Source organism: Paenarthrobacter sp. NPDC089988, assembly GCF_044748465.1.
Lineage (GTDB): Bacteria > Actinomycetota > Actinomycetes > Actinomycetales > Micrococcaceae > Arthrobacter.
This window is the reverse complement of sequence record NZ_JBIVGD010000001.1, coordinates 243,098-269,887: the sequence shown is the minus strand read 5'-3', so window position 1 is coordinate 269,887 and position 26,790 is coordinate 243,098. Positions and strand designations below refer to the sequence as shown.

20 protein-coding genes and 1 riboswitch are annotated in these 26,790 nt (G+C 64.0%); of the genes, 4 read left to right on the top strand and 16 right to left on the bottom strand.

Annotation, left to right across the window (positions count from 1 at the left end; genetic code table 11):
* Positions 1–13 precede the first annotated feature (13 nt).
* The 7 genes from ACIPV6_RS01275 to ACIPV6_RS01245 all read right to left on the bottom strand — a co-directional run bounded on the left by ACIPV6_RS01275 (position 14) and on the right by ACIPV6_RS01245 (position 10,196).
* Positions 14–1,378, bottom strand: coding sequence for a glutamate-5-semialdehyde dehydrogenase (locus ACIPV6_RS01275; RefSeq protein WP_400269169.1), 1,365 nt, complete (start codon positions 1,376–1,378; stop codon positions 14–16).
* A complete protein-coding gene (gene proB, locus ACIPV6_RS01270) occupies positions 1,375–2,553 on the bottom strand; it encodes a glutamate 5-kinase (RefSeq protein WP_400269168.1) in 1,179 nt (392 codons plus the stop codon). Before proB ends, ACIPV6_RS01275 begins: the two co-directional genes overlap by 4 nt.
* On the bottom strand, positions 2,543–4,129 hold the full coding sequence (gene obgE / locus ACIPV6_RS01265) for a GTPase ObgE (protein WP_400269167.1): 1,587 nt from the start codon (positions 4,127–4,129) through the stop codon (positions 2,543–2,545). Before obgE ends, proB begins: the two co-directional genes overlap by 11 nt.
* Positions 4,130–4,265: 136 nt before the next feature.
* On the bottom strand, positions 4,266–4,529 hold the full coding sequence (gene rpmA, locus ACIPV6_RS01260) for a 50S ribosomal protein L27 (RefSeq protein WP_070347479.1): 264 nt from the start codon (positions 4,527–4,529) through the stop codon (positions 4,266–4,268).
* A gap of 59 nt (positions 4,530–4,588) precedes the next feature.
* Positions 4,589–4,897, bottom strand: coding sequence for a 50S ribosomal protein L21 (gene rplU / locus ACIPV6_RS01255; protein ID WP_021470684.1), 309 nt, complete (start codon positions 4,895–4,897; stop codon positions 4,589–4,591).
* A gap of 342 nt (positions 4,898–5,239) precedes the next feature.
* Positions 5,240–6,760: a bifunctional hydroxymethylpyrimidine kinase/phosphomethylpyrimidine kinase gene (thiD, locus tag ACIPV6_RS01250; protein WP_400269166.1), complete on the bottom strand. Its 1,521-nt coding sequence runs from the start codon at positions 6,758–6,760 to the stop codon at positions 5,240–5,242.
* Positions 6,752–6,850, bottom strand: a riboswitch (TPP riboswitch). (Overlaps the previous gene by 9 nt.)
* A gap of 73 nt (positions 6,851–6,923) precedes the next feature.
* Positions 6,924–10,196 (bottom strand): Rne/Rng family ribonuclease, encoded by a 3,273-nt coding sequence (locus ACIPV6_RS01245; protein ID WP_400269165.1) that lies wholly within the window; start codon positions 10,194–10,196, stop codon positions 6,924–6,926.
* A 479-nt stretch (positions 10,197–10,675) separates the two neighbouring features.
* Between ACIPV6_RS01245 and ACIPV6_RS01240 the strand changes: the two genes are divergently transcribed.
* Positions 10,676–11,347, top strand: coding sequence for a vitamin K epoxide reductase family protein (locus ACIPV6_RS01240; protein ID WP_400269164.1), 672 nt, complete (start codon positions 10,676–10,678; stop codon positions 11,345–11,347).
* Between the two features lie 108 nt (positions 11,348–11,455).
* On the opposite strand, the gene ndk is transcribed toward ACIPV6_RS01240, so the two are convergent.
* From ndk to ileS, 4 genes are read right to left on the bottom strand one after another with little or no spacing between them, the layout of a single operon-like run.
* On the bottom strand, positions 11,456–11,872 hold the full coding sequence (ndk, locus tag ACIPV6_RS01235) for a nucleoside-diphosphate kinase (protein WP_400269163.1): 417 nt from the start codon (positions 11,870–11,872) through the stop codon (positions 11,456–11,458).
* 41 nt (positions 11,873–11,913) lie between these two features.
* The gene (locus ACIPV6_RS01230) at positions 11,914–12,366 is read right to left on the bottom strand and encodes a DUF4233 domain-containing protein (RefSeq protein WP_400269162.1); all 453 of its coding nucleotides are present in this window, start codon (positions 12,364–12,366) and stop codon (positions 11,914–11,916) included.
* Positions 12,367–12,368: 2 nt separating this feature from the next.
* Positions 12,369–13,730, bottom strand: a complete 1,362-nt coding sequence (locus ACIPV6_RS01225; RefSeq protein ID WP_400269161.1) for a bifunctional folylpolyglutamate synthase/dihydrofolate synthase — start codon at positions 13,728–13,730, stop codon at positions 12,369–12,371.
* Positions 13,731–13,733: 3 nt separating this feature from the next.
* Positions 13,734–17,024 (bottom strand): isoleucine--tRNA ligase, encoded by a 3,291-nt coding sequence (gene ileS, locus ACIPV6_RS01220; RefSeq protein WP_400269160.1) that lies wholly within the window; start codon positions 17,022–17,024, stop codon positions 13,734–13,736.
* Positions 17,025–17,352: 328 nt separating this feature from the next.
* Between ileS and ACIPV6_RS01215 the strand changes: the two genes are divergently transcribed.
* A complete protein-coding gene (locus ACIPV6_RS01215; protein WP_400269159.1) occupies positions 17,353–18,381 on the top strand; it encodes an endonuclease/exonuclease/phosphatase family protein in 1,029 nt (342 codons plus the stop codon).
* Between the two features lie 4 nt (positions 18,382–18,385).
* On the opposite strand, the gene ACIPV6_RS01210 is transcribed toward ACIPV6_RS01215, so the two are convergent.
* Complete coding sequence (locus ACIPV6_RS01210) at positions 18,386–19,153, bottom strand: SDR family oxidoreductase (RefSeq protein WP_400269158.1); 768 nt, start codon at positions 19,151–19,153, stop codon at positions 18,386–18,388.
* Positions 19,154–19,226: 73 nt separating this feature from the next.
* Here ACIPV6_RS01210 and valS point away from each other — a divergent pair, with 73 nt between their 5' ends.
* Both valS and ACIPV6_RS01200 read left to right on the top strand, forming a co-directional pair.
* On the top strand, positions 19,227–21,848 hold the full coding sequence (gene valS / locus ACIPV6_RS01205) for a valine--tRNA ligase (protein ID WP_400269157.1): 2,622 nt from the start codon (positions 19,227–19,229) through the stop codon (positions 21,846–21,848).
* A 337-nt stretch (positions 21,849–22,185) separates the two neighbouring features.
* Complete coding sequence (locus ACIPV6_RS01200) at positions 22,186–23,061, top strand: DNA-formamidopyrimidine glycosylase family protein (RefSeq protein WP_400269156.1); 876 nt, start codon at positions 22,186–22,188, stop codon at positions 23,059–23,061.
* A gap of 17 nt (positions 23,062–23,078) precedes the next feature.
* On the opposite strand, the gene ACIPV6_RS01195 is transcribed toward ACIPV6_RS01200, so the two are convergent.
* The 4 genes from ACIPV6_RS01195 to ACIPV6_RS01180 all read right to left on the bottom strand — a co-directional run bounded on the left by ACIPV6_RS01195 (position 23,079) and on the right by ACIPV6_RS01180 (position 26,576).
* Positions 23,079–23,702 carry a DsbA family protein gene (locus ACIPV6_RS01195; RefSeq protein ID WP_400269155.1) on the bottom strand — a complete coding sequence of 208 codons (624 nt, stop codon included), beginning with the start codon at positions 23,700–23,702 and terminating at the stop codon, positions 23,079–23,081.
* An 80-nt stretch (positions 23,703–23,782) separates the two neighbouring features.
* Entirely contained in the window at positions 23,783–25,072 is a 1,290-nt protein-coding gene (clpX, locus tag ACIPV6_RS01190) for an ATP-dependent Clp protease ATP-binding subunit ClpX (protein ID WP_400269154.1), read from the bottom strand.
* Between the two features lie 182 nt (positions 25,073–25,254).
* Positions 25,255–25,914: an ATP-dependent Clp protease proteolytic subunit gene (locus ACIPV6_RS01185; protein WP_387437112.1), complete on the bottom strand. Its 660-nt coding sequence runs from the start codon at positions 25,912–25,914 to the stop codon at positions 25,255–25,257.
* A 38-nt stretch (positions 25,915–25,952) separates the two neighbouring features.
* Positions 25,953–26,576: an ATP-dependent Clp protease proteolytic subunit gene (locus ACIPV6_RS01180; RefSeq protein WP_400269153.1), complete on the bottom strand. Its 624-nt coding sequence runs from the start codon at positions 26,574–26,576 to the stop codon at positions 25,953–25,955.
* Positions 26,577–26,790: the final 214 nt, after the last annotated feature.

Genomic DNA, 26,790 nt, shown 5'->3' with positions numbered 1-26,790 from the left:
TGTTACAGCGTTGCTAGCCGCGGACTTGGCCTTCGCCCTGGACGATCCACTTGGTGGTGGTCAGTTCCGTCAGGCCCATCGGTCCGCGGGCGTGCAGCTTCTGCGTGGAGATGCCTACCTCGGCACCCAAGCCAAGCTCGCCGCCGTCGGTAAAGCGCGTAGAGGCATTGACGATCACGGCAGCGGAATCCACCTCGGCAATGAATCTTTCCGCATTGGCCAGGTTGTTGGTAAGGATCGCCTCGGTGTGGCCAGTGGTCCAGGTGCGGATGTGCTTGACGGCGTCGTCCAAGGTGTCCACCATGGCCACGGCAAGGTCAAGGTCCATGTACTCGGTAGCCCAATCGTCGTCGTCGGCCGGCACGGTCTCCACGTCCGCCCCCAGGGCGGCAGCGATCCTGTCGTCCACATGGAGGGTGACGCCGGCCGAGCGCAGCGCCTTGGCCACAGCGGGCAGCACCGTGGATCCCGAGTGCACCAGGAGTGTTTCCACGGTGTTGCAAACACTCGGACGCTGGGTCTTGGCGTTGAGCAGGATGTCCACGGCCATCTCTTCGCCCGCGGACTCGTCGATGAAGATGTGGACGTTGCCCTCGCCCGTCTCAATGACGGGAACGGAAGAGTTGGTGACCACCGTCTGGATCAGGTCACGCCCGCCGCGGGGAATGAGCACATCCACCTTGCCGCGGGCACGCATGAGCACGTTGGCGCCCTCCCGGCCGTACTGGTCGACGGTCTGCACAGCGTCTGCAGGCAGGCCCACGGATTCCAGGGCTTCACGGAGGATACGGACCAGCGCCTCATTGGTGTTGGCCGCTGCGGAGCCGCCGCGCAGGATCACGGCATTGCCGCTCTTGAGGGCAAGCCCTGCGATGTCCACGGTGACGTTGGGGCGCGCCTCGTAAATGGCGGCCACCACGCCCATGGGGACGTTGACCTGGCGCAGGCGCAGGCCGTTGGGCAGGGTTTGTCCGCGGACCACGTTGCCCACGGGATCGGGCAGTCCGGCAAGGTTCTCCAAAGCGGCAACCAGGCCGTCAATCCGGGCCGGGGTCAGGGTCAGCCGGTCCAAAAGGGCGGCAGATGTACCATTCGCGCGCCCCGCCGCCACATCCTTGGCGTTGGCTTCGAGTACCTGCTTCTGCTGGTCCAGCAGGGCGGCGCCGATGGCCCGCAGTGCGCTGTCCTTCCAGGCCCGGTTGGCCTGGCCCATGCGCCGGGCAGCCTTGCGGGAACGGTCTGCGATCCCGTAAATGGCAGACTGGACGTCTCCGGGAGTGACTGGAACGGTGCCCGCCGCAGGGGTCCCCGGCGTCTGGCCGGCGGCACCGGAAACGTCGGAAATCACGGGGGCGTCAGGAGTCAGCGCTTCAGTCATGCTCCAAGTTTAGATGAGCGGGGCGTCCGGAGGAGCACCAGGTCATCAACATGAACAACTTCGCGGTCATAGCCGCGGCCCATGGCCTGGCCAAGTTCCTGCGTGGACCGGCCCAACATCTTGGGCAGCTCGTCCGAGGAGTAGTTCACCAGCCCACGCGCCACCATGGCGCCGTCCAGTCCAACCATCTCCACCGGGTCGCCGGCTTCGAACTCCCCCGAAACCGAAGAAATTCCTGCGGGCAGGAGTGACCTGTGCCGTTCGCGCACGGCTTTCACTGCGCCATCGTCGAGCACCAAGCGGCCGCGGACCGTGGCCAGGTGCGCCAGCCACAGAAGACGGACGGGCTTGCGGTTGCCGTTGACGGCGAACCAGGTTCCCACGTTCCCGCCGTTCAGCGCAGCGGCGGCGTTGGCGGTGGAGGTGACCAAGGCGTGGATGCCCGAGCCTGCCGCAATGGAGGCCGCCTCAACCTTGGTCATCATGCCGCCGGTACCCACGCCGGCCTTTCCGGCCTTGCCAATGGTGACGCCTTCGAGGTCCTGCGGTCCCCGGACCAACGGGATGCGTTGCGCGCCCTGGGATGGAGGACCGTCGTAGAGGGCATCGACGTCGGAAAGCAGCACAAGCGCGTCCGCGCGGACCAGGTGGGCTACGAGAGCCGCAAGGCGGTCATTGTCGCCGAAACGGATTTCGTGGGTGGCCACGGTGTCGTTCTCATTGACCACGGGCACCACCCCAAGGTTCAGCAAACGGTCCAAAGCCCTGAAAGCGTTGGTGTGCTGGGTCCGGCGCATGAGGTCATCCGCTGTGAGCAGGACCTGGCTTACGGTAACGCCATGGGCGTTGAAGGCCTGGGTGTAGCGGGCCATGAGCAAGCCCTGTCCCACGCTGGCCGCTGCCTGCTGGGTGGCGAGGTCCTTGGGACGCTTCGCCAGGCCCAACGGGGCGAGGCCGGCAGCGATGGCACCGGATGAAACCAGGATGATCTCGGCACCGGCGTTCCGTTTCTCCGCCAGCGCGTTGACCAAACCGGTCAGCGACTTCTCAGAAATGCCGCCCTTGATGCTGGTCAGGGACGACGAACCGACCTTCACCACGATCCTCTTCGCGGAGGCCAGTGCGTGGCGTTCGTGGATCTCCGGTTGGGGGGTTTCGACGGTCTTAGTCGTCATCACCGTTGTCCAGGTTGCTTTCCTTGATGGGCTGCGCACGACGGCGGCTGACGGACTCCGTCCAGATGCCCGCCTTGCGCTCGGCCTCCAGTTCGGCGCGCGCGGCGGCTTTCGCTTCGCGGCGCTCCAACTGTTCTTCGCGCTTTTGGGAACGCGTGGGACGATCGCCGATGTCGGCCACCCGGATATCCGTGCCACGCGGCGTGGCGAGGAGTTCCGCGCCCGCCATCATGGTGGGCTCCCAGTCGAAGACCACGCCGTCGTCTTCGCCGATCACCACGGTATCGCCGGGCTTGGCCCCGACCTTGAACAGCTCGGTCTCCACGCCCAATTTGGCAAGGCGGTCGGCCAGGAAGCCGATTGCTTCCTCGTTGGTGAAGTCGGTCTGCTTGACCCAGCGCACGGGCTTATCGCCCAGCACGCGGAAGAGTGGCTCGAGGTTCTTTTCTTCGCGGCGGATCCGGAAGCCGGATTCGTTGACCGCGCGGGGCCGCAGCACCGGTGCAGCTACCTTCGGTGGCGCGATCTCCACGGCGTCGCGGGCAGCCTTGACGATTTCGGCCATCGCAAAGCTGAGCGGGCGCAGGCCTTCGTGGCTGGTGGCGGAAACTTCGAAGACACGGTAGCCGCGGGCTTCCAGGTCCGGACGGACGAACTCAGCCATGTCCTTGCCGTCCGGCAGGTCCACCTTGTTCAGGACTACCAGCTTGGGCCGCTCATTGAGGGGAACGACCTCCCCGTCAACCCCGGCATAGCTCATGTCCACGGCGTACTTGTCGAGTTCGGCCTCGATGATGGCCAGGTCGGACAGCGGATCGCGGTCGGACTCCAGGGTTCCGCAGTCGAGGACATGCACCAAGGCAGCACAGCGCTCAACGTGGCGCAGGAAGTTATGGCCGAGGCCCTTGCCCTCGCTCGCGCCTTCAATCAGCCCGGGAACATCGGCAATAGTGAACCGGACGTCACCGGCCTGAACCACTCCCAGGTTGGGGATCAGGGTGGTGAACGGGTAGTCGGCAATCTTCGGGCGGGCTGCGGACATGGCCGCGATCAGGCTGGACTTGCCGGCGGACGGGAATCCAACCAGGGCAATATCAGCAATGGACTTCAGTTCCAGCACGATGTCGCTGGAGTCGCCTTCGATGCCCAGCAAGGCAAAGCCGGGGGCACGCCGCTTCTGCGACGAAAGGGCGGCGTTGCCCAGGCCGCCCTGGCCACCCGCGGCGGCGATGTACTCCGTGCCCTCCCCCACCAGGTCAGCCAGGACGTCGCCGTCCTTGGTCTTGACCACCGTGCCGTCGGGTACGGGAAGGATCAGGGTTTCGCCGTTCTTGCCGCCGCGCCAGTCGCCCATGCCGGGGCCACCATTGGTAGCGTGGCGGTGCGGAGCGTGGTGGTAGTCCAGGAGCGTCGTGGTTTGCGACGACACACGGAGGATGACGTCGCCGCCATTGCCGCCATTGCCGCCGTCGGGTCCGCCGAGTGGCTTGAATTTTTCACGCTTGACGGAAACACAGCCGTGGCCGCCGGTACCGCCTGAAACGTGCAGGACTACCCGGTCTACAAAGCTCGCCACGTCTATCTCCTCTGTTGCTGTAAACAGCGCGAATGCCATGTCCGGCGCACACCAGGCGCCCCGAACGATTGTAATGCGGTTAAAAGAACGGTGGAGCGGGCCTTTTGGGCCCGCTCCACCGGTTCAGAACTTGTTGTTACTCTGCAGCTGCAGCAGCAACGATGTTCACTACGCGACGGCCGCGGCGAGTACCGAACTCAACCGCACCAGCCTGGAGTGCGAACAGGGTGTCGTCGCCACCGCGACCCACGCCTGCACCGGGGTGGAAGTGGGTTCCACGCTGGCGAACGATGATTTCGCCTGCGGAAACTACCTGGCCACCGAAACGCTTGACGCCGAGGCGCTGTGCGTTGGAGTCACGACCGTTGCGAGTGGAGCTCGCGCCTTTTTTGTGTGCCATGTGAAATGCCTGCCTCTAAATATGTGGGGAAACTGAAAATCTGAACTGCGTAAGGAAAGTTACGCGATGCTCGTGATCTTGATCTTGGTCAGTTCCTGACGGTGACCCTGGCGCTTCTTGTAACCGGTCTTGTTCTTGAACTTCTGGATGACGATCTTGGGACCACGGAGGTCCTCCAGGATCTCGGCCGTGACCTTCACCTTGGCCAGGTCCGCAGCAGCGGAGGTGACCTTGTCGCCGTCAACCAGGAGCAAGGCGGGCAGCTCAAGCGTGCTGCCGGCTCCACCGGGGACGCGGTTCAGCGTTACGTAGTCTCCAACGGAAACCTTTTCTTGGCGGCCGCCTGCGCGGACAATCGCGTACACCACTTGGGTACTCACTTCTCTCGACGTTTCTTACTAAATTTGCGTGCGGAACTCGAACCGGAATCAGGCCTGGTTCACGCTGTGCCTCAACGCCGTGGACTCCAGATCGAAGCCCGCGAGTCATCCCGTGAATAATTCCAGGGGGCATAACCCAAGTGTTGGCGTAAGCACCGAAGATCAAGATTACGCTAATTCGACCCTCGGCTGCAAATGAGGCCGGGTCCGGAAGCCACCGCGTGACGCTAGTCACCAGTAGGAACGGACTTTCCCGGCACCGTGCCCATACAGCCTACAGGCTCCGGGACGCTTTGCCGGGATTTCACCTCTTCGACGCGCGGGGGTCCTTTAGGCGTACAACCGCGGGGCGTCGAAGAAGGCAGTCTCGTAGCGGCACGAATGGGCGAAAGCCTCCACCATGGCAGCCCGGTCCTGGCTGGAAGCGACCACCGCGGCCGCGTCCGTGAAGCCGATGGCCTTGCGGGTGGCCTCGGCGAAGTCTTCGTCGGCGTAGGTCTTCAACCAGTCCGCATACGCGTGCTCCGACGGGGACCCTGCCTTGACGTAATTGGCGTGGAGCTGGTGTCCCACCTCGGCGTAGAGCCAGTAGCAGGGCAGGATCGCCGCCAGCAGCACGCCGTAGCTTCCCGAGGCCGACGCCGCCAGCAGGTGGTCTACGTAGGCCTTGGTGACAGGACCGGTGTGGGTGGCGGCCTGCCTGGTGCTCAGCCAATTCCGGTGCAGTTCGGATTCGACTTCGAGGCAGAGCTGCGAGGACCTGGCCCAGAACAGCTGCTCTTCCTCGGTGGGAGCGAGGGCACCTGCCCGTGCCAGCACCCGCGAGTAGCCGTTGAGGTAAAGGGCATCCTGCGCGAGGTAGTAGTTGAACTGTGGTTCTGGAAGGCTGCCCGACTCCAACCCCTGGATGAAGTCGAGGCCGTAGATGGCGTCCAGTTCCGGTGCCGCCTCCTCCCACAGGCGGGCGGCGAAAGCCCCTGGGCCTCCAGCCTGCTGTGCTTGGTGGAAGTGGTTGATGGGGCCGCTGCCGTGACCCACCTCCAGCACATCCGCGGTGGCCAGGGCCTGCAGGAGCCAGGGTTTGACCTCCCGCAGCGACGCTTCCCAGTCTCCCGTCCGTGCCTGGACCGTGGCCAGTGCCGAGGACAACGAGCAGCCCGTTCCATGGCTGTTCTTCGTCTCCACCCGTGGCCCTGCCACCGAGACAAGGTCCTGCCGCAGCAGCCCGCTGGTGTTGACGAGCGCATCTGGGCACTCGGCTCCTGCCAAGTGTCCGCCCTTCACCAGCACGGTGTTTCCGCATTCGGCAGCGAGCCGCTTGCCTTGTTCGAGGGCGGTGGACCAGTCCGTGGCTTCTGGCTCCCCCAACAGCATGGCGAGTTCAGGAATGTTGGGGGTGATGAGGTCGGCCAGCGGCAAAAGTTCGCGCAGTGCGGCTTCGGCGGATTCCCGGAGTAGCCGGTCACCGCTGGTAGCTACCATGACCGGGTCAAGGACCACGACGGCGGGACGCACCTTCTCGAGCCAGCGACGCACCTCGCCGATCACTTCGGCGTCGCCCAGCATCCCGATCTTGACGGCGTCGATGGTTACATCGCTGCTGATCGCCTCAAGCTGCTGCCGCAAGAAGTCCACGGGCGGAACATGGACTGCGGTGACACCCAGGGTGTTTTGCGCCGTGAGCGCCGTGACCACGGCCATCCCGTAGCCACCGTGGGCGGCAATGCTTTTCAAGTCCGCCTGGATTCCTGCGCCGCCGGAGGGGTCGGAGCCCGCGATGCTGAGGACGCGCGGGTATTGCCGGCGGCTGGGGGCCACGGCGTAGACGGCTGAATTCAACGATGAAGTCATGAGGGACATCCCTTCGCCGGTGCTAACCGGACAGGTTCAACGGGTCTGGATCTCAGCCCGGCCCAACGCCTGGCACCCCGTGTCAGTGACCAAGCCTAACGGACCGAGGGTCCGGCAGTAGCTACTGCCGGACCCTCGGTCGGTTACATGACGTTGGCAATGCCTAGAGTTCCGAGGCCGGAACCCCCACGCCGAGGATAATCGGCTCAGAAGCAGCGGACTCCTTCTTGGCCTGCTCCTGCGGCGCTTTGGCTTCATGGGCCGCTCCCCCACCGGTGGCGGCGGATACCTCGTGGTGCTCCACCGTGGTCTCATTGGCGGCACCCTGCGCTCGGCTGGCGCTGCGGTTCCGGCGACCACGCCGGCCGCGGGTACGGCTGGACGGATCGCTTTCCTCCGCAGCATCCTGCCGGGACGGGACGGTTTCCGCCGGAGCAGCAGCAGGGGCGGCAAGCCCAGCCTGGCTTTCGACAGCCACAGGACCCCCACCCAGGTGGGAGAAAGCCTCGGCCAACAGGTCCAAAGTCATGGCAGGCTTCTCGGAAGCTGGCTCCTCGTGGTGTTCCACGAAGGGCAGGGCAACCTCTTCACCGCCGAACCGGAGCACCGGCGTGGCACGCGGGGTGCCTTCGACGGCACCTGAATCCGGCACCTCGTCAGAGTGCTCTGCAACAGCCCCGGTTGCGGCGGCTGCGGCACGTGCTTCCTCCTCGGCCCGGTGAACCTCGTCATCGTGCAGGTGGGCAGCGTGCGCTGCGGCGGCAATCGTGGCCAGGGCAGCCCTGGTGGCCTGGGCTTTGGCCTGGCGGGCCGGGTCCACCGGCTCGGGAGCCGGCGTCGAAGGCGCGGACGAAGCGGCAGTATGGACCGGCGTCGAGCTCTCTACCGGCTGTCCGCCGCCTTTGCCGCGGCGTCGCTTCCGCTCAGTCCGGGTGGAAGGCTGCTGCTGGCTTTCGGTGTGGGGCCGGTGCTGCTCGGCGGCAACAACGTTGGCACGCCGGTGCTCGACGGGCTCGTCGTGGGTCACCACACCGCGTCCGGCACAGTGCTCGCACTGCTCGCCAAAGACCTCAAGCAAGCCCGTGCCCATGCGCTTGCGCGTCATCTGCACCAGGCCGAGCGATGTCACTTCGGCCACCTGATGCTTGGTACGGTCGCGGCCCAGGCATTCAACCAGCCGGCGGAGCACCAGGTCCCGGTTGGATTCGAGCACCATATCGATGAAGTCGATGACGATGATGCCACCGATATCGCGCAGGCGAAGCTGGCGGACTACTTCCTCGGCCGCTTCAAGGTTGTTCTTGGTGACCGTCTCCTCAAGGTTTCCACCGCTGCCGGTGAACTTGCCGGTGTTGACGTCCACCACGGTCATGGCCTCGGTACGGTCGATCACCAGGGATCCACCGGACGGCAGGAAGACCTTGCGTTCCAGGGCCTTGTGGATCTGCTCATCGATGCGCCAAGCCGAGAAAATGTCCTGGTCCTTGGTCCACTTCTCGAGCCGGCCCACCAGATCCGGCGCCACATAGGTGACGTAAGCCTCAATGGTGTCCCAGGCGTCGTCACCGGAGACGATCAGCTTGGAGAAGTCCTCGTTGAAGACGTCACGGACCACCTTGATGGTGAGGTCCGGTTCGCCGTAGAGCAGTTCCGGCGCCAGCACCTTGGTGGAGGAAGCCTGCCCTTCGATGCCTTCCCACTGCGCGCGGAGCCGGTTGATGTCGTGGGTCAGTTCTTCTTCCGACGCACCTTCAGCGGCGGTGCGGACAATGACGCCGGCGTTTTCGGGCAAGCGGTCCTTGAGGATGCGCTTGAGGCGGTTGCGTTCGACGTCGGGCAGCTTGCGGGAGATGCCTGTCATGGACCCACCGGGCACGTACACCAAGTAACGGCCCGGGAGGGAAATCTGGCTTGTGAGGCGGGCACCCTTGTGGCCCACGGGATCCTTGGTGACCTGGACCAGGACGGAGTCGCCGGACTTCAGCGCGTTCTCGATCCGGCGCGGCTGTCCTTCAAGGTTGACCGCGTCCCAGTTCACTTCACCGGCATACAGCACCGCGTTGCGGCCGCGTCCGATGTCCACGAAGGCAGCTTCCATGGACGGCAGCACGTTCTGCACCTTGCCGAGGTAGACGTTGCCGATCAGCGAGTCCTGCTGGGTCTTGGAAACAAAGTGCTCGGCCAGCACGCCGTCCTCCAGGACACCGATCTGGATCCTGTCATCGCGCTGACGGACGATCATCTGCCGGTCCACGGATTCGCGGCGGGCAAGGAACTCGGCCTCGGTAATGACCTGGCGACGACGGCCCGTCTCCCTGGACTCGCGTCGGCGCTGCTTCTTGGCCTCAAGCCGCGTGGAACCCTTGACGCTGGCCACGCGGTTGGAACTTGTGGATTCCGAAACGGGCCGCGGTGCGCGGACGCGGGTCACCGTGTTGGGCGGATCGTCATCCGAACCACCGGTCAGTTCAAGATCCTGGTCGCCACGGCGGCGACGGCGGCGTCGACGCGAGGTGACGCCGTCTTCAAGGGGTTCGGCGGCCGGCGACTCGTCATCGTCGGATTCCTCGCCGGACTCCTCGGACCCGTTCTCCTCACGGTCCGTTGCGCGGCGACCGCGGCGTCCACGGCTCCGGCGTCGACGACGGCTTCCCGATTCCTCCAACTCGCCGTCACCGTTGTCCTCGGCGTCTTCGGCGGTTTCTTCCCCTTTTTCCTCCGCTGCCGGACGGACCACCGTGCTGAGGTCGGGCGCCTGGAAAATCATGGACGTGATGGAAACGGGCTCCAGGAAAAGGGCCGAGGAGCCGGGGGCGGCGTCTGCATCGGTTTCCGCTCCGTTGGCGGCCTCCGGCTCGGCGGCTGCGCCGCCTGCCGGGGTGGGGGCGGGCGCTGCTTCCGCGCTGGCTTCCGGTTCGGCGGCTGCGCCGCCTGCCGGGGTGGGGGCGGGCGTTGCTTCTGCGCCGCCTGCCTCCGTGGTGGGTTCCTGCACGCTAGTGGCTTCGGCTTCTGCCTTGGGCTTGGCAGTCCGACGACGGCGGACCGGCTTTTCCGAGGCGGCTTCGGTTTCTGCTTCGGGGGCTGATGCTCCGGAGCCGGCTTCTGCCTCAGTCTGGACTGCTGCTTCGGCGGCGTCGCCTAGGCCGGGAAGGGTTTCGGCCGGATCGGCCTTCTTGCGTGCGCGGCTGCGGCGGGCCGGGGCCTTGGGGGCTTCTTCAGGGGCGGCGGCTGCTTCGACGGCGGCGCTTTCGGCCTCAGGGGCGGCGGCTGGTTCTGCCGCGGCGTCCGGGGCTTCCTCTGCTACCTGTGCTGCGGGCTTTGCCGCGGCTTTGCGCGGCGCGCGCGTGGTCCTGGCGCGGGTGGCCTTCTTGGGTGCCTCCGCTGCTTCCGCAGAAGCTGCCTGATCATTAACGGCTACAACCTGGTCATTATCCATATGTGGCAACACTCCTGCCCCAGCGACGCCGCCACATCCAGCGCCCAGTGGGGCAAATATTGTCAAAACCCGCAGGCGTTGACAGAAGTCGGTAGTATTCCTTCCGGTTCGCACCATCATTGGGGTGCGGCAGCCCTGGAAGGCCAGTGCCTCAGTTCTGGAACCCGTTGTTCTGCTGCCACAACCAGGTGCCGTCCATTGTCATGGCGGGCCTACCGGGGATCGGCTGATCCAGGCATGCCCTGCTCATGCTGGCGGTCTTGGGAACAAGTCACCGGACCGGAGGACGAATGTGGATCGACTCCCGGCCATGTTCATTCTCTCATACCCCTACACATTCGAGTGGTAGGAAGGTGTGTCGATCTCCCTTTGGCCGCCGCCAGGAAGCTGGGCGCCACCTTCAGCATGCGGGGTTAGAATCCTCCCAAGAGCCCTTCCCGGCCACGCCGGGCCATCTGCCGAAAAGGATCACATCCGCGATGCCAAGCACCGCCAAGGGAAACCTGGACCACCAGTCTTCCGTCCCCGTCGAGGCGCGGGACCCCCAACCGGACACACTGCCGGCGATGGTTCGCAACCGGCCCTTTGGCTGGCTGCTGCTGGTCACCGGCGTCGTTGGATGGCTGGCCTCCGGGGCACTGGTCCTCGAAAAGCTCCAGGTGCTTCAGGATCCCAACCACATCACCGCGTGCGACGTGAATCCGTGGATCTCCTGCGGCACCGTCATGAAGACGTGGCAGAGTTCCCTGTTTGGCTTCCCCAACATGTTCATCGGCATTGTTGCCTTTGCGATCATCATCACCACCGCCATGGGACTCCTCTCCGGGGCCAGGTTCGCCCGAGGTTACTGGATCGGACTGCAGACCGGCGTGACGCTGGGTTTCGTTTTCGTCATTTGGCTGTGGTCGCAGGCCTTGTACGCGATCAACGTCCTCTGCCCGTTCTGCATGGTGGTGTGGGCTGTCATGATTCCCATGTTCGTCTGGGTGACCATCCGTAACCTGAGCACCGGAGTCATCAAAGCTCCTGCAGCGCCCGTCAAGCTCCTGGCCGATTCGGGCTGGATCATCGTGGCACTGCTCTACGTGGCCGTCATCGCCACGATCTTCTTCGCTTTCCTCCATGTCTTCGCCGGAACCTCCGGCTACTAGGATTCAGCTGCCTACCAGGATTCAGCTGCCTGTTAGGATTCAGCTGAACAGCGCAGAAGGTCCCGTGTTCCTTTGAACACGGGACCTTCTGCGTTGTACTTCCTGGCTTTACTCGAACCAGATCTTGATTTCGCGCTCGGCAGACTCAACGGAGTCCGAGCCGTGGACGAGGTTCTGCTGGACAGCCAGGCCCCAGTCGCGGCCAAAGTCGCCGCGGATGGTGCCCGGCGCTGCCGTCGTGGGATCCGTGGTGCCGGCCAGCGAACGGAAGCCTTCGATGACACGGTGGCCTTCGAAGACTGCCGCCACTACGGGGCCGCTGAGCATGAACTCGACCAGCGGCTCATAAAACGGCTTGCCCACGTGCTCTTCATAGTGCAGTTCCAGGAGTTCGCGGGTGGCGTTGACCTTCTTCAGCTCAGCCAGTGTGTAGCCCTTGGCTTCGATGCGGGCCAGGATGCTGCCGCTGAGGTTGCGGGCGACGCCGTCGGGCTTGACCAGGACGAGGGTCCGTTCAATGCTCACAGTTGCTCCAATGTGGTTGCTGGGTGGGTTTCCCAGCCAGTTTACGGGGTTTCCGGCTCTGTCCCGTCACGGTGTGCTGCGTCCCATTCGGCCTGCTCGCGGTCGCGTTGCACGAGTTCCCGGTCGATCCTCATTCCGGTCCGGATCCCGTACCACCAGCAGACCGCGAACAGGATGCCGACAATGAACATGGTGGGCTCTGCCAGGCCGGTAAGGATCAAGACGATCTGCAGTGCCCAGCCAAGGCCTACGCCCCACGGTTTCGACAGCACGGCGCACGTCAGCACCAGGATGACGCTTAGGGCGATGCCAACACCGAGGATGACTCCGGGAGCCACCTCGCCGCGCTTCAACCCGAAGACCACCAGCGTGCCAAAGAAGGCCACGAAGGCCTCGAGGAGCAAAACCGTGGAGCCGAACATCACCTTGGTGGAGCGACGCTTCTTGGGCATCCCGGGACGCCATTCCCGTTGTGCTTTGGTCAGCTTTGCCATGCTTAGGCACCAGCCTTTCCGAGCAGGATGCGCGCCTCCGCCACCAGGGTGATGGACCCCGTAACCAAAACGCCACCGGCAAAGTCATCGTTGGATTCGGAGCGCTCCACGGCCCATTCGAGGGCGTCGTCGAGTTTCTCCGCAATGTGCACGTTCTCTTCGCCGAACCCCAGGTCCACGGCGATTTCGGCCAATTCTGCCGCGGGGATGGCGCGCGGCGAGTTGGACTGGGTAAAGCAGAATTCCTCGGCCAGGTCGCCCAACTGTTCTTTGAGCGTCTTGAGGATCTCCTCTGCGTCCTTCTCCTGCAGGATTCCCACCACCACCACCAGCTTGCTGAAGCTGAAGGCCTCATGGATGGCTTCAGCCGAAACCCGGATGCCATCAGGATTGTGGGCTGCGTCCACAACGATCGTGGGAGCGGTCCGGACCACTTCCAAACGGCCGGGCGAGCTCACGTTGCCGAAGGCCTCCCGCAGCACGTCAGCGTCGAGTTCCTTCTCTCCCCCACCAAAGAACGCTTCGAGTGCGGCAACAGCCACGGCCGCGTTCTCCGCCTGGTGGGCGCCGTGCAACGGCAGCAGCAAGTCCTCGTAGCGCCCGGCCAGGCCCTGGATGGTCAGCACTTGGCCTCCGACGGCGACGCTCCGGGACTCCACACCGAATTCGACGCCCTCAAAACGGAACGGAACGTCCACTTCACGAGCCTTGTCCAACAGGACCTGGGCGGCATCAACCGGCTGCGCCGCGCTCACGAGGAAACCGCCAGGCTTGATGATTCCTGCCTTCTCGTAGGCGATGTCCTCCGTGGTGTCCCCAAGGAGGTCGGTGTGGTCCAAGGAGATTGGGGTGATCACGGAGACCTGGCCGTCGCCCACGTTGGTGGCGTCAGTGATGCCCCCAAGGCCTACCTCGAACACGGCCACATCCACAGGCTGGTCCGCGAAAACCGCGAAGCCCAGGATAGTGACGCACTCAAAGTAGGTCAGGCGCGGCTGCCCGTCGGAAACAAGCTCGTTGTCCACGATCTCCAGGTAAGGCCGGATCTCGTCCCAGATCCGGACGAACGTCTCATCCGGAACGGGTTCACCGTTTATGCTGATGCGTTCGGTGACCTTGGACAGGTGGGGACTGGTGTACCGACCCGTGCTGAGGCCGTGCGCGCGCAGTCCGGCCTCGATCATCCGCGCCGTGGAGGTCTTGCCGTTGGTGCCGGTGATGTGAATGATCGGGTAGGCCTTGTTGGGCTCGCCCAGCACATCCATGGCGCGGAACAACGGTGCAAGGCGCGGCTCCATCTTGTTCTCCGGCGCCCGGCCGAGCAGCTCGGCGTAGACGCTCTCAACTGAGAATTCGTCGGTCATGAATCAGGCCCCTGCTTTCGCTACGGTGACCTGCGGTTCGGCGGCGCTGGAAAGAAGCACCTCGAGTTCCAGGGTCAGGGTTTCGGTTTTGACGAGCTCTGCATTGGCCTCCAGCGCATCAACCACATCCTGTTGGGCCTCCACGGAGGTGCGGATGCGGTCGCTCACGTTGAGGCCGGCGTCCTTGCGTGCCTGCTGAATGGCACGGACCATATCCCGGGCAAGGCCTTCGGCAGCCAACTCCGGCGTCACTTCGGTGTTCAAGACAACGAACCCGCCACCCGGCAGGACGGCAGCAGCGGCGGCAGCACCGCCGTCGGCCGCTTCTGCCACAACAGTTTCCAGGGTGTATTCCTGCGGCTCAAGCTCCAGGCCACCCGCCACCACTACGCCAGCGTCGTTCACGGACCAGTCGCCGGACTTGGAGCCCTTGATGGCCTGCTGGACGTTCTTGCCCAAGCGGGGGCCGGCGGCGCGGGCATTGACCACGAGTTTTTGCTCGATGCCGAATTCCTCGGGCGAGGCGGAGGCTGCGTCCAACAGCCGCACGGACCGCAGGTTCAGTTCATCGGCGACGACGGCGGCAAAACCTTCCAGAGCGTCCGCACCGGGTGCCACGACAGTCAGTTCCTGCAGCGGGAGGCGGACGCGGAGGTTGGCTGCCTTGCGCAGGCTGGACCCGGTGGAGCAGATCTGCTGGATGCGGTCCATGGCCTCCACGAGTTCCGGATTGGCAGGGAACAGCGAAGCCTCGGGCCAGTCCGCAAGGTGCACGGAACGGCCACCGGTCAGGCCACGCCAGATCTCCTCGCTGACAAGCGGCAGCAGGGATGCCGAAACGCGGCACACAGCTTCCAACGCCGTGTACAGGGCGTCGAAGGCGTCAACGTTCTCGTCGAAGAAGCGCTGGCGGCTGCGGCGTACGTACCAGTTGGTGAGCATGTCCAGGTAACTGCGCAGCTCGTCACAGGCACCGGAGATGTCGTAAGTGTCCAGGCTTTCGGTCACCTTGCGGACCAAGTCGCCCGTGTTTGCCATGAGGTACTGGTCAAGGGTGTCCGCGTAGCCGTCGTAGCGCAGGCTGGCGTCGTAACCCGAGCCGCCATTCGCGGCGTTCGTGTACAGCGTGAAGAAGCTGTACACATTCCACAGCGGAAGAATGACCTGCCGGACACCGTCCCGGATGCCCTGCTCTGTGACGATCAGGTTGCCACCGCGCAGGATCGGGCTGGACATCAGGAACCAGCGCATGGCGTCGGAACCGTCGCGGTCCAGCACCTCGGACACGTCCGGGTAGTTGCGCAGGCTCTTGGACATCTTCTGGCCGTCGGAGCCCAGCACGATGCCGTGGCTGATGACGTTACGGAAGGCCGGGCGGTCAAACAGCGCCGTGGACAGGATGTGGAGCATGTAGAACCAGCCACGCGTCTGGCCGATGTACTCCACGATAAAGTCCGCGGGATTGTGGGTGTCGAACCACTCCTCGTTCTGGAACGGGTAGTGGACCTGGCCGTACGGCATGGAGCCGGAATCGAACCAAACATCCAGGACGTCCTCAACGCGGCGCATGGTGGACTTGCCCGTCGGGTCGTCCGGGTTGGGGCGCGTCAGTTCGTCGATGAACGGACGGTGCAGGTCCACCTGGCCCTCGTTGTTGACAGGCAGGCGGCCGAAATCCGCTTCGAGGTCGGCGAGGGATCCGTACACATCCGTGCGCGGATACTCCGGGTCATCGGATTGCCACACCGGGATGGGCGAACCCCAGTACCGGTTGCGGCTGATGGACCAGTCACGGGCGTTCTCAAGCCACTTGCCGAACTGGCCATCCTTGACGTTGCCCGGGATCCAGTTGATCTCCTGGTTCAGCTCGGACATGCGGTCCTTGAACTTGGTGACCTCCACGTACCAGGAGGAAACCGCCCGGTAGATCAACGGGTTGCGGCAGCGCCAGCAGTGCGGGTAGCTGTGCTCGTAGCTGGCCTGGCGGACCAGGCGTCCGTCGGCGCGCAGCACCTGGGTGATGGGCTTGTTGGCCTCGAAGACCTGCAGGCCAACGATGTCGGCAAGCCGGCCATGGCCGAACAGCGGCAGGAACTTCGCGCCCTCATCCACGGAGAGGACCACGGGGATGCCTGCGTCTTCACAGACCTTCTGGTCGTCTTCACCATAGGCCGGGGCCTGGTGGACGATGCCCGTACCGTCGGTGGTGGTGACGTAGTCGGCCACCAGTATCCGCCAGGCGTTCTGCGTACCGAACTTCTCGGCGTCGGCGAAGTCGTCCCACAGCGGCTCGTACTCGAGTCCCTCCAGCTGGGCGCCCGTATACGTGGCGGTGACAGCGGTAGCTGCGGCAGCGCCGTCGTCGTACCCCAGGTCCTTGGCGTACGACGCCAAAAGGTCAGCTGCCAGCAGGAAACTGCCGTTGACGGGCGCCTCGGGGGAAGCAGCCTTGACGCCGTTGGGTCCTGCAGGCAGGACGGCGTAACTGATGTCAGGCCCGACGGCGAGCGCAAGGTTGGTGGGCAGGGTCCAGGGCGTGGTGGTCCAGGCGAGGGCCTGCACGCCGGCGAGCGCCTGCGAAACCTCGGATTCGCCACCCTTGATGGGGAACGTCACGGTAACGGTCTGGTCCTGGCGGTTCTTGTAGACGTCGTCGTCCATGCGCAGCTCGTGGTTGGAGAGCGGGGTCTCATCCTTCCAGCAGTAAGGCAGGACCCTGTAGCCGTTGTAGGTAAGGCCCTTCTCGTGCAATTGCTTGAAAGCCCAGAGCACGGACTCCATGTATTCGACGTTGAGGGTCTTGTAATCGTTGTCGAAGTCCACCCAGCGGGCCTGGCGGGTGACGTAGGCCTTCCACTCGTTGGCGTACTTCATCACCGAGGCACGGCAGGCGTCATTGAATTTATCGATGCCCATGGCTTCGATCTGGGTCTTGTCAGTCATGCCCAGCTGCTTCATGGCTTCGAGCTCGGCGGGGAGGCCGTGGGTGTCCCAGCCGAAGCGTCGCTCCACGCGCCTGCCGCGCTGGGTCTGGTACCGGCCCACCAGGTCCTTGGCGTAGCCGGTGAGGAGGTGGCCGTAGTGGGGCAGGCCGTTGGCAAAAGGCGGGCCATCGTAGAAGACGAACTCGTTGCTGCCGTCTTGTCCCGCGTCGCGCTGGTCGATGCTCGCCTGGAAGGTGCCGTCCTGGTCCCAGTACTTGAGGATGCGCTCTTCGATCTCCGGAAACTTCACGGAGGCGGATACGCCTTGGGCGCCGGAAGGCGATGCTGAGGCCTTGGGGTAGTGGGTCATCTCGAATCCTGGTGATAGCTGGTTGACTGTCAGGATGCGAGGACGGCTCCAGTCCTGTTTCGCAACAGTCCAGGCACCGCGGTACCACCTCACTTACCGGAACACGGCGTCCCGGCCTCTCATTACTGCTGTGACGGGCTTACCCGTCCGGTTCTACTGGGAACTGTCCGCAACTGCGGGTCAGTACTGTTCTTCCGGAAGCTCACCGGTGATGGCCGGGTCAACGCTGGTTATCAAAGTCTAGCGGCAGCGGGGCTCCATCGACTACTTTCCAAGTCATCCTCCGGGTGGACGGGTCCCGGGTGGATGGCTGCATAGACTCGGCCACATGACTGAACCTGCCGCCACCCTCCCGGCTGTCCGTCGCCGGCGCCACACGGCCTCGATTGCCTGGTCTGTTGGCGCCGTCCTTGTTGCCCTTCCGGTGGCCAGCTTGTCCTTGTTCCGTGCGATCGAGGGTGAGTGGCCGTTGCTGGTGGTACAGGCACTGGCTTTCATGCCGTGGCTGGTGGTTCCCGCCGCAGTTGCGCTGGTGCTGGCCCTCCTGGGTCGGCGTCGCTGGACGGTGATCACGACGGCGGCCCTGCTGGCTGTGCAGCTTTTCTGGCTGTTCCCGCTGGACTACGGCCGCCCGGTGGTGTTGAAGGAGGGGACGGCTACCATCCCGCTGAAGGTGATGAGCCTCAATACCGAATTTGGCGAAGCGGAAGCGGCCACGATCGTGCAACTGGTCCGTGACCACGGCGTCCAGTTACTGGCCCTCCAGGAGTTTTCCCCGGCGTTGCAGGACCGACTCAGCGCCGAGGGCCTCGATGCCGTGCTGTCCAACAGGATCAGCACCCCCAATGACGACGGATCCGGCGCTGCCGTGTACTCGGTCTTCCCCTTGGCGTCGGAGGGCCTTCTGCCGGACACTCCCTTCCGCATGGCGGCGACCCGCATTGTAGTGGAAGGTTCCGGGGCCAAGGCCGCCCTGACCCTGACCAACGTCCACACCCTCCCACCTGTGGACGAGCGGATCGGCCAGTGGAGGAGCGACCTTCTCAAGGTTTCCCGCCAGGCCGGGAGCCAAGGCAACCAGGTGCTGATGGGCGACTACAACGCCACGTACGACCACGCCGAGTTCAGGGCCCTGTTGGAGGAGGGCAGGGACGGCAACAAACTGGTGGACGTCGGCACGGCCACGTGGGGTAGATTGTCCCCCACGTGGCCCATGGAAGGCCCGCCGTTGCCGGGCGTCGTGATCGACCACGTGGTCACCTCGCCCCGGATCGGCAGCAGCGCCTACTCAGTACACACCGTTCCTGGCACTGACCATGCCGCCCTTATTGCCCAGCTCAGCATTCCAGCCGGGTAGGCCCTTAGTCCTGCTTGCGGATGAGCTTGTGGTTGGCTGCCTGCGCCACGGGCCGGATCACGATCTCGTCCAGGTTGATGTGGTGTGGCAAGGAGACGGCGTACCGAACCACGTCCGCAACGTCGTCGGCCGTCAACGGCTTCTCCACCCCGGCATAGACCTTGGCCGCTGCGTCCTTGTCACCCAATCGGTTCAGCGCGAACTCCTCGGTGTGGACCAGGCCCGGGGCAACCTCGATGACCCGGATGTTGTTCCCCACTTCCTCCAAACGGAGTGCATTGGTCACTGCATGCTGGGCAAACTTGGCTGCGTTGTAGCCGGCACCGCCTTCATAGGCCGCCAGTCCGGCGGTGGACGTCAGGTTGAGGACCGTGCCTTCGCCGTTCTCCCGGAGCATGGGCAGGAAGGCGCGGGTGGTTTTCATGGTGCCCACTACGTTGACCTGATACATCCAGTCCCAGTCCTCGGTGTCCGCGTTGCCGATCGTGTCAGCGCCGCGGGCCCCGCCGGCAATGTTGATGAGCGTATCGGCTCCACCGCCCTCGGTGACGGCGGCAAGCAGCGCTGCGACGTCGTCGTCGTTGGTCACATCGGCGGGGAAGGGAACGGCGCCGGTCGCGGCACCCAGGGCCTCCAAACGGTCTGCCCGGCGCGCCACGGCGTAGACCTTCCATCCCGCGCCGCTCAGCGCCCGGACCGTGGCCTCGCCGATGCCGGTGCTGGCGCCGGTAACGACTGCCGTTTTGTTCTGTGTCTGTGGTCCCAAAGTCATGACACCACCCTATCGAGGGCAGGGCCCGCCGCCGAAGGCGCCCTGTAACTCCGGGCCATGAAACAATTGGTCCATGGCTGAATCAACGCAGGGTACAGACACGCCCGCCACCGCCCCCATTAACGTTCCCGACAAGCCGGCCCTTGAAGGCCTCGAAGCTGCCTTGACGCAGCGCTGGCTCGCGGAAGGAACCTACAAGTTCAACCCGGACACCACCCGGGAGCAGGTCTACTCGATTGACACTCCCCCGCCGACCGCCTCGGGTTCCCTCCACGTCGGCCACATGTTCTCCTTCACCCAGACGGACGTCCAGGCACGCTATATGCGCATGACCGGCAAGAACGTCTTCTACCCCATGGGCTGGGACGACAATGGCTTGCCCACCGAGCGGCGCGTCCAGAACTACTACGGTGTCCGGTGCGATCCCGCCATTCCCTACAACGCCGACTACCGGCCGCCTGCGCAGCCGGCGAAGAACCAACGCGATTTCGACGTCGTTTCGCGCCAGAACTTCATCGAACTGTGCGAGGAACTCGCCGTGGAAGACGAAAAGGTCTTCGAGAACCTGTTCCAGACGCTTGGTTTGTCCGTGGACTGGAACCTGACGTACCGCACCATTGACGACACGTCGCGTGCGGTCTCCCAGCGCGCCTTCCTCGCAAACCTCGCCGCCGGCGACGCCTACATGGCCGAGGCGCCCACGCTGTGGGATGTTACTTTCCGCACCGCCGTGGCGCAGGCTGAGCTTGAGGACCGCGAGGTCCCGGGCGCCTACTACCGCTACCCCTTCTTCACCGAAGACGGCCAGAAGATCTTCATCGAGACCACCCGTCCCGAACTGCTTGCCGCGTGTGCCGCCCTGGTGGCAAACCCCGACGACGAGCGGTACCAGCCGTTCTTCGGCAAGACCGTGAAGTCCCCGCTGTTCGACGTCGAACTCGAAGTCAAAGCCCATCCCCTCGCCAAGGCGGACAAGGGTTCCGGCATTGCCATGGTGTGTACCTTCGGTGACCTCACCGACGTCACGTGGTGGCGCGAACTGCAGCTGCCGACGCGCGCCATCATGGGCCGCGACGGCCGCATCATTGCCGAGACTCCCGAATGGATCACCACGGAGGCAGGCAAGGAGGCCTACGCGGCGATCGCCGGGAAGACGGCATTCTCGGCCAAGGAAGCCGTGGTTGAACTCCTCACCGCAGCGGGCCTGCTGGACGGCGATCCGAAGAAGATCACCCACCCCGTGAACTTCTTCGAGAAGGGCGACAAGCCCCTCGAAGTGGTCACGTCCCGCCAGTGGTACATCCGCAACGGCGGCCGGGACGAGGACCGCCGCGAACGGCTGATCGGGCGCGGGCAGGACATCGATTTCCACCCGTCCTTCATGCGCTCCCGCTACGAAAACTGGATCGCCGGCCTGAACGGCGACTGGCTCGTTTCGCGCCAGCGCTTCTTCGGCGTGCCGATCCCCGTCTGGTACCCGCTCGATGCCCAGGGCAACCCGGACTACGACAACCCGATCCTGCCGACCGACGGGATGCTCCCCGTGGACCCTGCCGCCGACGCAGCTCCGGGCTATGCGGAATCCCAGCGTGACCAGGCCAACGGGTTCACCGGCGACGCCGATGTGCTGGACACCTGGGCCACGTCCTCCCTCACGCCGCAGATTGTGGGTGGATGGAGCCGTGACGAGGAGCTGTTCGCCAAGGTCTACCCGTTCGACCTGCGCCCCCAGGGCCACGACATCATCCGGACCTGGCTGTTCTCCTCAGCCGTCCGCGCCGATGCCTTGCAGAACAGCGCTCCGTGGAAGCACGCTGCGATCTCCGGCTGGATCCTGGACCCGGACCGGAAGAAGATGTCCAAGTCCAAGGGCAACGTGGTGGTTCCCACCGATGTCCTGAACGAATACGGCTCCGACGCCGTCCGTTACTGGGCAGCATCTGCCAAGCTTGGCGCGGACACCGCGTACGAGATCGCACAGATGAAGATCGGCCGGCGTTTGGCCATCAAGCTGCTCAACGCCTCCAAGTTCGTCCTGAACCTCGGCGCCACGGAGAATTCCGTGGCCACCAAGCAGCTCTCTGTCCTCAGCAACCCGCTGGACCGTGCCTTGCTCGCCCAGCTTTCGGACGTCGTAGCCCAGGCCACCAAGGCCTTCGACAACTACGACTACGCCCGCGCCCTGCAGATCACCGAATCGTTCTTCTGGCAGTTCACGGACGACTACGTCGAACTGATCAAGGACCGTGCCTACGGTGCCGCCGGCGAAGCCGAGCAGGCCTCCGTGCTTGCGGCCCTCGCCACCACCCTGGACTCGCTCCTGCGTCTCTTCGCCCCGTTCCTGCCTTTCGCCACCGAAGAGGTGTGGAGCTGGTGGCGGACCGGTTCGGTGCACCGCGCCGCATGGCCTTCTGCCCTGGAAATCGCCGACGGCGACACCACCATGCTGGGCACGGTGGGCCTGGCCCTCAGCGGCATCCGCAAGGCCAAGTCCGAGGCCAAGGTCAAGCAGCGGACCGAAGTGCTTTCTGCCAATATTTCGGCAGCGGAAGTGCTCGTGGCGCAGCTCAAGGCCGGTTTGGGTGACTTGAAGGCCGCCGCAAACGCCCAGGAGATCACCTTGCAGTCCGGTGAAGGCGATCTGACGGTCAGCGATGTTGTCCTTGCGCAGCCGGAAGAGACACCGGCCTCGTAGCAGCCATGGCCCGGGAGTTTTTGGGCAAAGGGAAGCCCCATCAGCGTTTTGCCGTTGGTGGGGCTTCGACTTTTCGGCTGTCCGGTGACGACTTGACAGTCTGGCGGAATCCTTGGAATTTCAGGTCTTCCTACCACGTCACTGGTAGCTTGCTTCCGACTTTGCCAAAGGCTGCGTCGGTTGCATATCACTGAATCTTCGGTTTCCGTGTCCCTCTTCTTTCGAAGTGGGTAAGAACCATTGTTGTCCTGCCCGGGCCGATCCACAAGGCTTCCCAAAGAACTACAATCCTGTAGTTTGCGGGACCTTTCGCCGCCGCGTGTGGCAGAGTATTCCCATGCCGGAACTCCCCGAAGTGCACGGCCTGTGCACCTACCTGGACACACAACTGAACGGAGCGGTGCTGACGACCGTCCGCATCAACTCCATTGCCGCGCTGAAGACGGCAGATCCCCCCTATACAGCCCTGGAGGGACGGACCATCCGCGGGGTGCGGCGCTTTGGCAAGTTCATCTGCGTCGATGCCGACGGACTGTTCTTCGTCTTCCACCTGGCGAAGGCCGGCTGGGTTCGGTACACCGAGCACCCGTCCTCGGCAGCGCTGCGCATGGGTAAGAGCAACATCGCTGCGCGCCTGCTCCTGCACCGCGGAATCGATGACACCCACATCGGCTTGGATCTCACCGAGGCGGGAACAAAGAAGAGCCTGGCCATCTACGTGGTTGGCGATCCCCTGGATGTCCACGGCATCGCTACGCTGGGCCCTGAACCACTGAGTCCCGACTTCGATGTCGAAGCGTTCGCCGGGATAGTCCGTTCAAGCTCGCAACAGATCAAAGGACTGTTGCGGAGCCAAGCCGTGATCGCCGGAATCGGCAACGCCTACAGCGACGAGATCCTGCACGCAGCCAGGATCTCACCCTTCGCGATTGCCAAGTCCCTGGACGAGGAGACCGTTAGCCGGCTGTATGGGGCCATGCAGGAAGTGCTGGTGGGCGCCGTGGCGGCCGCGGCCGGCAAACCGTCCAGTGAACTCAAAGACACCAAACGGAGCAATTTCAGGGTCCATGCCAGGACGGGACAGGCATGCCCGGTGTGTGGCGACACAGTGAGGGAGGTGTCCTTCGCGGACACCTCCCTCCAGTACTGCGCTACGTGTCAAACAAACGGCAAGATCCTGGCCGACCGCAGGACTTCGCGTTTCCTCAAATAGCGGCCGAACGGGTCACCCTAGTTGAACTCGGGCCGCTCGGTGCGGCTGCGCTTGAGCTCGAAGAAGTGCGGGTAGCCAGCCAGTGCCACGGTTGCGTCCCAAATCTTCCCGGCGTCTTCGCCGCGGGGAATGCGGGTCAGGACCGGGCCGAAGAAAGCCGTACCGTTGAAGGCGACCACGGGCGTTCCTACGTCCTGCCCCACCAGGGAGATTCCTTCCTCGTGGCTGGCACGCAGCTGGGCGTCGAATTCGTCCGAGTCAGCGTAACGCGCCAGTTCTGCCGGAAGGCCCACTTCGGCCAGGGCTTTCCGGATCACGGACGGACGATCCTTGTTGCCTTCGTGGTGGATTTCCTCACCCATGGCGTCATAGAGGGGCTTGACGTACTCGCTGCCGTGCAACTCCTGCGCCGCGACGATCACCCTGACCGGTCCCCAGCTCTTGTCCATGAGTTCGCGGTAGTCATCAGGCAGGTCGCGGCCTTCATTCAAGACGGACAGGCTCATGACGTGCCACTGCGTCTCAATCCCGCGGACTTGCTCCACTTCCCCAATCCAGCGGGACGTGATCCACGCAAACGGGCACGCAGGGTCGAACCAAAAATCGGCCTTGTTGACGGGTTGCTCGGTCTGTTCAGGCACAGGAAATCTCCTCAGGAAGGTGGCAACGGGCACGCTAAGCGCGAAAGGCGGACAGTGCCGCTGTTTGGTGCAACGGGTGGTCAGGCGGACTTATTCCGCCGCTTCGCCACCACGTCATGGGCAATCATGGTCGGCTGCATCTTCTTGGCCACCACGTCCTCGGTGATGACCACGGTGGCGATGTCGTCGCGGCTGGGGAGGTCGAACATGACCGGCAGCAGGACCTCTTCCATGATGGCCCGCAAGCCGCGGGCGCCTGTTCCACGTTCCAGGGCCTGGTCGGCGATGGCGTTCAAGGCGTCGTCGTCGAACTGGAGTTCCACGCCGTCGAGCTGGAACATCTTCTGGTACTGCTTCACCAGCGCGTTCTTCGGCGTCGAGAGAATTTGGATCAACGCGGGACGGTCCAGGTTGGAGACCGTGGTGATCACCGGCAGCCGCCCGATGAACTCCGGGATCAGGCCGAATTTGAGCAGGTCCTCCGGCATGACCTCACCGTAGGTGTCCACGTTGTCCTTGACCTCGTTGAGCGGGGCACCGAAGCCGATGCCCTTCCGACCCGAACGCGAACCAATGATGTCTTCCAGGCCTGCGAACGCGCCTGCCACGATGAACAGCACGTTGGTGGTGTCGATCTGGATGAATTCCTGGTGCGGGTGCTTGCGGCCGCCCTGCGGAGGCACCGAGGCCACCGTGCCTTCCAGGATCTTCAGCAAAGCCTGCTGCACCCCCTCACCCGAAACATCACGGGTAATGGAGGGGTTCTCGCTCTTGCGTGAAATCTTGTCGATCTCATCGATGTAGATGATGCCTTGCTCGGCCTTCTTGACATCGTAGTCAGCGGCCTGGATGAGCTTGAGCAGGATGTTTTCAACGTCTTCGCCAACGTAGCCGGCCTCTGTGAGGGCCGTGGCATCGGCTACCGCGAAGGGCACGTTGAGACGGCGGGCCAGGGTTTGCGCGAGGTAGGTCTTGCCGCAGCCGGTAGGGCCGATCAGCAGGATGTTGGACTTGGCGATCTCCACGTCCTCGTGGTGCGCTCCCTCGCCCAGGCTGCCGGTCTTCGGTGCATGGCCTGCCTGGATGCGCTTGTAGTGGTTGTAGACGGCAACAGCGAGCGACCGCTTGGCCGGCTCCTGGCCGATCACGTATTCCTGCAGGAAGTCGAAGATCTCACGCGGCTTGGGGAGCTCGAAACTGCCCAGGTCCGAGACCTCGGCGAGTTCCTCTTCAATGATCTCGTTGCAGAGTTCAATGCACTCGTCGCAGATGTACACGCCGGGCCCGGCAATCAGCTTGCGAACCTGCTTCTGGCTCTTTCCGCAAAAAGAACACTTCAGCAGATCCGTGCTCTCGCCAATCCGAGCCATGTGTGAATCCCTTCGTTGCGTGCGGGTGATGGGGCTCCGCGCCTTGCTCCATTGTGCGGCCAGACCGCGGTTGGCATCACCGTGACTTCTTCCACTCTAGGTCACAATGAGCCGCTTGGGTGGAAACAGAACGCCGGTGCGGTCCATATTTCGCGAACCGCACCGGCGTCGTTTTCCGGATGCTACCGGGCGATTGCCTGGGGCTTGATCTTCCGGGAGTCCAGTACCTGGTCAATCAGGCCGTAGTTCCGGGCTTCCTCGGCCGTGAGGATCTTGTCGCGCTCGATGTCGTTGTTGACCTGCTCGGCCGTGCGGCCGGAGTGGTGGGCGAGCGTCTCCTCAAGCCACGTACGCATGCGCATGACCTCGGCGGCCTGGATCTCCAGGTCCGAGGCCTGGCCTCCCTGGCCGCCTGACAGTGCCGGCTGGTGGATCAGGACGCGGGCGTTCGGAAGGGCAAGGCGCTTGCCCGGAGTGCCGGCTGCCAGGAGGACGGCCGCGGCGCTGGCTGCCTGGCCCAGGCAGACCGTCTGGATCTCCGGACGGATGTACTGCATGGTGTCGTAAATGGCGGTCATTGCGGTGAAAGAGCCGCCCGGCGAGTTGATGTACAGGGTGATGTCGCGGTCCGGGTCCGTTGATTCAAGGACCAGCAACTGGGCCATGATGTCATCAGCGGAGGCGTCGTCCACCTGCACGCCGAGGAAGATGATGCGGTCCTCAAACAGCTTGGTGTAGGGGTCCTGGCGCTTGAAGCCGTAGGGGGTGCGCTCCTCGAACTGGGGCAGGACGTAGCGGCTGGACGGGAGGTTGCCGGCAGACCATCCGAAGTTGTAGTTCATTGTTTACTCCTGGGGTTTTCAGTGGTTCGTGGTGCCGGCTAGTTTTCGGTGGAGGACGCCGCGTCGGACTGGTTGGCAGTTCCACCGCCACCGGCCACCGAACCTGCGTGCGCCGAGATCTTGTCGAAGAAGCCGTACTCCAGTGCTTCCGTGGCCGTGAACCACTTGTCGCGGTCGTTGTCCTTGAGGATGGTCTCAACGGTCTGGCCCGTCTGCTCGGCAGTGAGTTCCGCCATGACCTTCTTCATGTGCAGGATCAGCTCAGCCTGGATCTTGATGTCCGAGGCCGTTCCGCCGATGCCACCGGAAGGCTGGTGCATCAGGATACGGGCGTTGGGGGTAGCGTACCGCTTGCCCTTGGTGCCGGATGAAAGCAGGAACTGCCCCATGGAAGCGGCCAGGCCAGTGGCGACCGTGACGACGTCGTTGGGGATGAACTGCATGGTGTCGTAAATGGCCATGCCAGCCGTCACGGAACCACCAGGCGAGTTGATGTAAAGGTAGATGTCCTTCTCGGGGTCTTCGGCCGAGAGCAGGAGAAGCTGTGAGCAAATGGCGTTGGCATTCTCATCGCGGACTTCGGAGCCGAGCCAGATGATGCGCTCTTTCAGCAGGCGGTTGTAGATGTAGTTGTCCTGGGCCGCGGGATCGACAGTTGCCATCCGGGGAGCCTCTGATTGCTGTGACATAAGTACTTACCTCTCGCTGGTGCCAGTGACATCACTGAACTTCACTACATGGACACTAACCGTATTCAGGGGCGATTTGTTCGCCGGAATCGCACTGTTCGCTGACGGCGCACGTTTGTGGACGGCGCCAGGTACAGCCTTAAAGCAAACCGGCCCCGGATCGAATGATCCGGGGCCGGTTGGAGCC

What these genes read in the sequence shown, in the direction of transcription:
- ACIPV6_RS01275 (WP_400269169.1), bottom strand. Translation starts at nt 1,378, where the DNA reads ATGACTGAAGCGCTGACTCCTGACGCCCCCGTGATTTCCGACGTTTCC.
- ACIPV6_RS01210 (WP_400269158.1), bottom strand. Translation starts at nt 19,153, where the DNA reads ATGACTTTGGGACCACAGACACAGAACAAAACGGCAGTCGTTACCGGC.
- ACIPV6_RS01240 (WP_400269164.1), top strand. Translation starts at nt 10,676, where the DNA reads ATGCCAAGCACCGCCAAGGGAAACCTGGACCACCAGTCTTCCGTCCCC.
- ACIPV6_RS01225 (WP_400269161.1), bottom strand. Translation starts at nt 13,730, where the DNA reads ATGACCGACGAATTCTCAGTTGAGAGCGTCTACGCCGAGCTGCTCGGC.
- valS (WP_400269157.1), top strand. Translation starts at nt 19,227, where the DNA reads ATGGCTGAATCAACGCAGGGTACAGACACGCCCGCCACCGCCCCCATT.
- rpmA (WP_070347479.1), bottom strand. Translation starts at nt 4,529, where the DNA reads ATGGCACACAAAAAAGGCGCGAGCTCCACTCGCAACGGTCGTGACTCC.
- proB (WP_400269168.1), bottom strand. Translation starts at nt 2,553, where the DNA reads ATGACGACTAAGACCGTCGAAACCCCCCAACCGGAGATCCACGAACGC.
- ACIPV6_RS01185 (WP_387437112.1), bottom strand. Translation starts at nt 25,914, where the DNA reads ATGAACTACAACTTCGGATGGTCTGCCGGCAACCTCCCGTCCAGCCGC.
- ACIPV6_RS01245 (WP_400269165.1), bottom strand. Translation starts at nt 10,196, where the DNA reads ATGGATAATGACCAGGTTGTAGCCGTTAATGATCAGGCAGCTTCTGCG.
- thiD (WP_400269166.1), bottom strand. Translation starts at nt 6,760, where the DNA reads ATGACTTCATCGTTGAATTCAGCCGTCTACGCCGTGGCCCCCAGCCGC.
- ACIPV6_RS01180 (WP_400269153.1), bottom strand. Translation starts at nt 26,576, where the DNA reads ATGGCAACTGTCGATCCCGCGGCCCAGGACAACTACATCTACAACCGC.
- ACIPV6_RS01230 (WP_400269162.1), bottom strand. Translation starts at nt 12,366, where the DNA reads ATGGCAAAGCTGACCAAAGCACAACGGGAATGGCGTCCCGGGATGCCC.
- clpX (WP_400269154.1), bottom strand. Translation starts at nt 25,072, where the DNA reads ATGGCTCGGATTGGCGAGAGCACGGATCTGCTGAAGTGTTCTTTTTGC.
- ACIPV6_RS01215 (WP_400269159.1), top strand. Translation starts at nt 17,353, where the DNA reads ATGACTGAACCTGCCGCCACCCTCCCGGCTGTCCGTCGCCGGCGCCAC.
- ACIPV6_RS01200 (WP_400269156.1), top strand. Translation starts at nt 22,186, where the DNA reads ATGCCGGAACTCCCCGAAGTGCACGGCCTGTGCACCTACCTGGACACA.
- ileS (WP_400269160.1), bottom strand. Translation starts at nt 17,024, where the DNA reads ATGACCCACTACCCCAAGGCCTCAGCATCGCCTTCCGGCGCCCAAGGC.